The sequence below is a fragment of the Sphingorhabdus sp. genome, from assembly GCF_023910635.1.
Classification (GTDB): domain Bacteria; phylum Pseudomonadota; class Alphaproteobacteria; order Sphingomonadales; family Sphingomonadaceae; genus Sphingorhabdus_B.
Genome location: NZ_JAAVVZ010000046.1, coordinates 1 through 4,953 on the forward strand (window position 1 = coordinate 1; position 4,953 = coordinate 4,953).

General features: G+C 55.7%; 4 protein-coding genes and 2 pseudogenes. 2 read left to right on the top strand and 4 right to left on the bottom strand.

What is annotated here, in order from left to right; all coding sequences use genetic code 11:
• Positions 1 to 105: pseudogene (locus tag HEQ34_RS13780) on the top strand (VOC family protein); the annotation flags it as partial.
• A gap of 198 nt (positions 106 to 303) precedes the next feature.
• On the opposite strand, the gene HEQ34_RS13785 reads toward HEQ34_RS13780, so the two are convergent.
• Genes HEQ34_RS13785 through HEQ34_RS13795 form a run of 3 tightly spaced genes read right to left on the bottom strand, consistent with a single transcriptional unit; the run spans position 304 to position 3,550 of the window.
• Entirely contained in the window at positions 304 to 1,143 is an 840-nt protein-coding gene (locus HEQ34_RS13785) for an SDR family oxidoreductase (protein WP_296201447.1), read from the bottom strand.
• Positions 1,140 to 2,876, bottom strand: coding sequence for an acyl-CoA synthetase (locus tag HEQ34_RS13790; protein ID WP_296201449.1), 1,737 nt, complete (start codon positions 2,874 to 2,876; stop codon positions 1,140 to 1,142). The genes HEQ34_RS13785 and HEQ34_RS13790 overlap by 4 nt, the downstream gene beginning before the upstream one ends.
• Positions 2,873 to 3,550, bottom strand: a complete 678-nt coding sequence (locus HEQ34_RS13795; RefSeq protein WP_296201451.1) for a nitroreductase — start codon at positions 3,548 to 3,550, stop codon at positions 2,873 to 2,875. The genes HEQ34_RS13790 and HEQ34_RS13795 overlap by 4 nt, the downstream gene beginning before the upstream one ends.
• A 92-nt stretch (positions 3,551 to 3,642) precedes the next feature.
• Between HEQ34_RS13795 and HEQ34_RS13800 the strand changes: the two genes are divergently transcribed.
• A complete protein-coding gene (locus HEQ34_RS13800; protein WP_296201453.1) occupies positions 3,643 to 4,521 on the top strand; it encodes a LysR family transcriptional regulator in 879 nt (292 codons plus the stop codon).
• A gap of 204 nt (positions 4,522 to 4,725) precedes the next feature.
• On the opposite strand, the pseudogene HEQ34_RS13805 reads toward HEQ34_RS13800, so the two are convergent.
• Positions 4,726 to 4,953 (bottom strand): annotated as a pseudogene (locus tag HEQ34_RS13805) (glycosidase); the annotation flags it as partial.

Sequence of the window (4,953 nt, forward strand, 5' to 3'; positions counted from 1 at the left end):
GAATTAAAACGCGTCGCGCCGTTGATGCTTCAGGAATGGAGCGAGACCAAAAAAGCCCCGCGCCATGCCGATTGGCTCCATGTTGATCCGGATAAGCAGGCTTAACCCAAAGCGAAGCTGTTTTGGGGTTGATGCAGTTGTTTGGGTGGTTCGACATACAATCCACTTTTGTTAGTTATTCGCGCACCTGACAGGAGGTGGGCCTTAGACGTATGGGCTCCAACGGAAGCATCGTCTCTGACAGCGCTCGCATTTCGAGTGCCTGCGGCCGAAACGGAAAATGAGACGCTCAGGTCACCCGCCTTAAATCTTGGTTGCCGACCTGTCCTTTGTTAGCATATTGCCAATCGCCATGTTTGACAGCGCTGATCCGGCGAGGTTTGCACCGCCGTCCACGATCAGCTGAGTGCCAGTGATGTATTCTGCGAGGGGCGAACATAAGAAGGCTACAGCTTGTCCGATTTCGTCGACCCGGCCCAGCCTGCCCAATGGCACTGTTTTCAAATACATTTCCATCTGGCCGAGTGCCGAAAGTCTGGCCAGCCCTTCGGTCCCGTCAATCGGTCCGGGAACGACGCTATTGACGCGGATGCCGTGCTGGCCCCATTCGATAGCTAGATTGCGCATCATCTGATCGACGCCAGCCTTGGCAGCGCCGGCATGCACTTGAAAAGCCTGTGGTACATAGGATTGCCCTGCCGACACAAAAATGATCTTGCCGCGGGTCCGGCTTAACTGATCGAATGCCGCACGAGCCGCGTTGAAACTGCCGAGCAGGTCGATGTCGATGACCGTCTTGAAACCATTGGGACTCAGCTCCTCAGCGGGCACGAGAAAATTCCCTGCTGCACCGCATACCAAGATCGAGGCTGTGCCGAGGGCAGTTTCGGCAGCGTCGATGAAACTCTTCACCGCGTCCGCGTCTCGCACATCGGCGACACCAGCGAATATTTTTCCACCTATTCCCTCAAGCTCTGCTTTTGCGCTTTGAAGCCGAGCCTCCGTCCGGCCACAGATTGCTACAGATGCACCATGTTCTACCAGCACGCTGGCAATGCCGAGATTAATTCCGCTGCCGCCTCCGGTAATGATTGCGACTTGGCCGGCAAATAGATCTTTCGGCAGGATTGTTTTGGATGTCATGCGCTTTTCTCTCCGATGTCGGTAGTGGCTGCACGCTCCTTGGCCAGATCGCGCAGCGTTGGTTTGTATATCTTGCCGAGAGGAGTCAGCGGCATCGCGTCGAGGATGACGATTTCCGACGGTGCAGCGGGCCGTTCCGAAACATGCTCGCGCGCAAACGCCATCAATTCCTCACTGGTCGTGCTCTGGTCAGGGCGCAGCGTCACGAATGCCATTGGTATTTCACCAGCATAAGCATCGGGCTTGCCGACCGCGGCTGCTGCTGCAATTGCGGGATGGTTGTGCAGAGCCTCTTCTATAAGTCGCGGGTCGATATTATGGCCTGACCGGATGATCAGGTCCTTCGAACGTCCCGACAGCCAGAGATATCCCTGCTCGTCGATGCGTCCGAGATCACCGGTCGCAAGCCAGCCAGCGATCGGCGACGGCAGGGTGTTCACATCTTCCAGATAGTGTTCGACAACATTTGGTCCACGCAGAAAAACTTCGCCTTCTTCATCGATGCCGCAGTCACGAACGCAGGTGCCGCATGCATCGACCGATGCAATACGGATTTGCAAATAGGGGACCCTGAACCCAACCGAGCCCGGGCGTCGTTCACCGCCACGCGGGTTGGTTGCGACCATTGTGGTTGCCTCGGTCATGCCATAAGCTTCAATGATGGCGACATTGGCCTTTGTTTCGAAGGCACGGATTAAAGCCATAGGCAGCGGCGCTGCACCGCATGGCACATATTTGAGCGAAGTGATGTCGGCATTGACTGGAACATCGAGTAGTGCGCCCAGTACCGTCGGCACTGCGGAAAAGCTGTTGACGCGGTGCCTTTCAATGATCTTCCAGAAATCCATCAGCAGATATGGGTTTCGGTAGCCATTTACACCTGGAAGGAGCAACTGAGCGCCAGCCGTCAACGCTGCCAACCCACTCGCAATGCCTGCAATGACGTGAAAAGTCGGCAGCGCAGAAAGCAACACGTCTCCGGCGCGAAGGTCGCTGCCAAGCACGCTCTGAACAGCAGTAACAAGCTGCTGACGGTGCGTATGGCTGACCAGCTTTGGCGCAGCGGTCGTGCCGCCGGTGTGGAAGCAGCTAGCGATATCGCCGAGGTCCGGCCTTCGGCCGCTGACCAGATGCTTTTCTGGTTGAAGTGACAGTTCAGCATTGAAGTCACGCACGCTGGCTGGCGCATGCCCCACGACGAGGATAGCCGATAATTCAGGGAGCAGTTGCGGGATGCCCTCGACCTTGGCCCACAAGGCGGCGTCCTCATCGGGACCGGTAGTCACGATCACTCGGACATTAGCCGTGCGCATGATTTCCGCCAGATGTGCCTGAGACAGCAGCGGATTGATCGGCACCGCAACGCCCGCAGCTGATGCACCCCACATTGCGATATAGGATTGCGGCAGAACCGGAAGCAAAATGGCAACGCCGTCACCCGTCCTCACGCCAAGCTCATGGAAGAGGTTGGCCGCCTGCGTTACTGCCGCAAGCAATTCGCGATTGCTCATCTGTAATGCCACGTCAGATGCCAAGCCAAGCGGCAAGAAACTAATAGCAATTGCATCGGGCCGCAATGTCGCTGCACGCTCGATTAGGGCATAGGTCGAAGCGACGGTCAGACGTGCATCGATAGGGGTTGCTTCCAGACGTTCGACGTCGGCAAGCGTGTTGATCGGTGCCAGCTCTTCGATGCTGATTCCAAGCAATGGAGCATTTACATTGGTCGTCATGCGACGAAGCCTCGCAGACTGGCGATTGCGTCAAAGTCCACCCGGCCCGTAAAAGTAGCGTTAATAGGTGCGTCGGGGTCGGCATAACCCATAGATATGCCGCAAAAGATCATGAGTTCGGGCGGCATCTCCAGATGCGCGCGCACAGTTTTTGGCATTGCTGCCCACGCGGCCTGGGCACAGGTGCCAAGCCCGTGCTCGTGCGCGACGAGCAACAACGATTGCAGGAACATACCGACATCGGCCCACTGGCCCGGCTCCATCGTGCGGTCGATGGCTAGGATCATTCCAACCGGCGCGCCAAAAAAGTCAAAATTGCGAGAAAATTGCATCATCCTCCCCAGCTTGTTTTCACGGGCGATACCGATCCTCGAATACATGTCCTCGGCACATTGCTTGCGGCGCGCGCTGTAAATGTCCTTCAGCGGCTCAGCGTATATTTTGTATTCGGCGCCTTCCCCTGTGGGATTGGCAGCAAGGCTATTGCGCACCGCATCCCGCAATCGATCAAGATCATCACCCGCCATGGCATATAGGCGCCACGGCTGCATGTTGCTGCTGGAAGCCGTATGCCGCGCCGCTTCAATAATGGCAGTAACAGTCCCGACCGAAACTGGTTTGTTCTGAAACGCGCGTATCGATCGGCGTTCACTAAGAATTTGTGAAGGTGTCATTAAAGGCTCCAGTGAAAACAATATCACGGGATTAGGCATTCATTTTATCGATTGATATATTAGAATATGGATATAATAAATGCATTAGACGCATGAATAAAATTCAACTTTCCGAAGGCGAAGCATTTCTTGCTGTCGCCGATTGCGGCGCGTTTGGGACGGCGGCGCGCGAGCTTGGACTGACTCAGTCGACGATCAGCAGGCGCGTCGCCGCGCTGGAAGCCCGTATCGGTCGACGACTTATCGACCGAACAACGCGGCGCGTTGCGTTGACCGAAGAAGGCCAGGGTTTTGCGGCCGATCTTCGTGACATTCTGCTGCGTCTTGCCGACGCCGAAGCACGACTGCATCAGCGCACTGCCGAACCGCAAGGTACGCTGCGTATCACGATGCCGACTGCGTATGGTCGAAGCTGTGTCGTGCCGCGTTTGGCTGAAATGAGTGCGCGCCACCCAAAACTACGCTTCGATATCGATCTATCTGACCGCTATGTCGATGTCATCGATGAAGGCTTTGAACTTGCAATCCGCCTAGCCGAACCTTCGGAATCAGGGCTCCTGTCGCGGCGTATTGACAGTTTTGCATTACATATCTGTGCAGCACCAGACTATCTGGCCGGCCAGGCTGGCATTGCAAAGCCCTCCGACCTTTTGTCACATGACTGCATTGTCCAGCGAACCTATGCCGCTCGGACAAACTGGCGCATTGGGTGGCAAGGCGGCTCTGTAGATTTGAATATCACGCCGCGCTGGACGGTTAGCGACATGGCCGCGGCACACGTCCTTGCACTTTCGGGTGCCGGGATCGCTGTTTTGCCCTCTTACCTCGTAGCGGCTGATCTTGCCGAGGGGCGATTGCGTGCCATTCTTCCAGACGCTACTTTGGCAACTATTGACGTTTTCGCGGTTTATCCTGGTAGCAAGGCTAAGCTAGGAAGGCTTGCCCATACGTTGAAAGCCATTGAAAATTGATAGGGTCCAGTTGGCGAATGCTAAAGTACGTTTGAACGGGTTGATTATTCATCGATCCATGTACAGAAGCAGACAGTCGGCTCTCGGTCCATTTGTAGCCGTATTCGGGGCTGTCTGAGCCATAGACGCGCGCAGTGTTGTTTGAGCAAGTCAGCAAAAGACAGCAATAGTGGAAACTTCCCGGCGCAGATAACGCAAACATTGCTATCTCATCGCGGCCAAAATCTGGTGGATTGCTACAAATGCGAAGCACACAGAGCTGTCGGCGACGCCGTAGGGCAGGAACAGATCATCTCCAACGCGGATCGCTCCGCACGTGTAGACGACGTTGGGAACATAGCCTTCACGGTCTTCATCAGCAGCAGATAGGATGGGATTGGGCGTGCGGCCAATGACTTTCGAGGGATTGGATTTATCCAGCAATGCCGCACC

Coding starts and splice junctions, on each gene's coding strand:
- HEQ34_RS13800 (WP_296201453.1), top strand. CDS start 3,643: ATGAATAAAATTCAACTTTCCGAAGGCGAAGCATTTCTTGCTGTCGCC.
- HEQ34_RS13790 (WP_296201449.1), bottom strand. CDS start 2,876: ATGACGACCAATGTAAATGCTCCATTGCTTGGAATCAGCATCGAAGAG.
- HEQ34_RS13785 (WP_296201447.1), bottom strand. CDS start 1,143: ATGACATCCAAAACAATCCTGCCGAAAGATCTATTTGCCGGCCAAGTC.
- HEQ34_RS13795 (WP_296201451.1), bottom strand. CDS start 3,550: ATGACACCTTCACAAATTCTTAGTGAACGCCGATCGATACGCGCGTTT.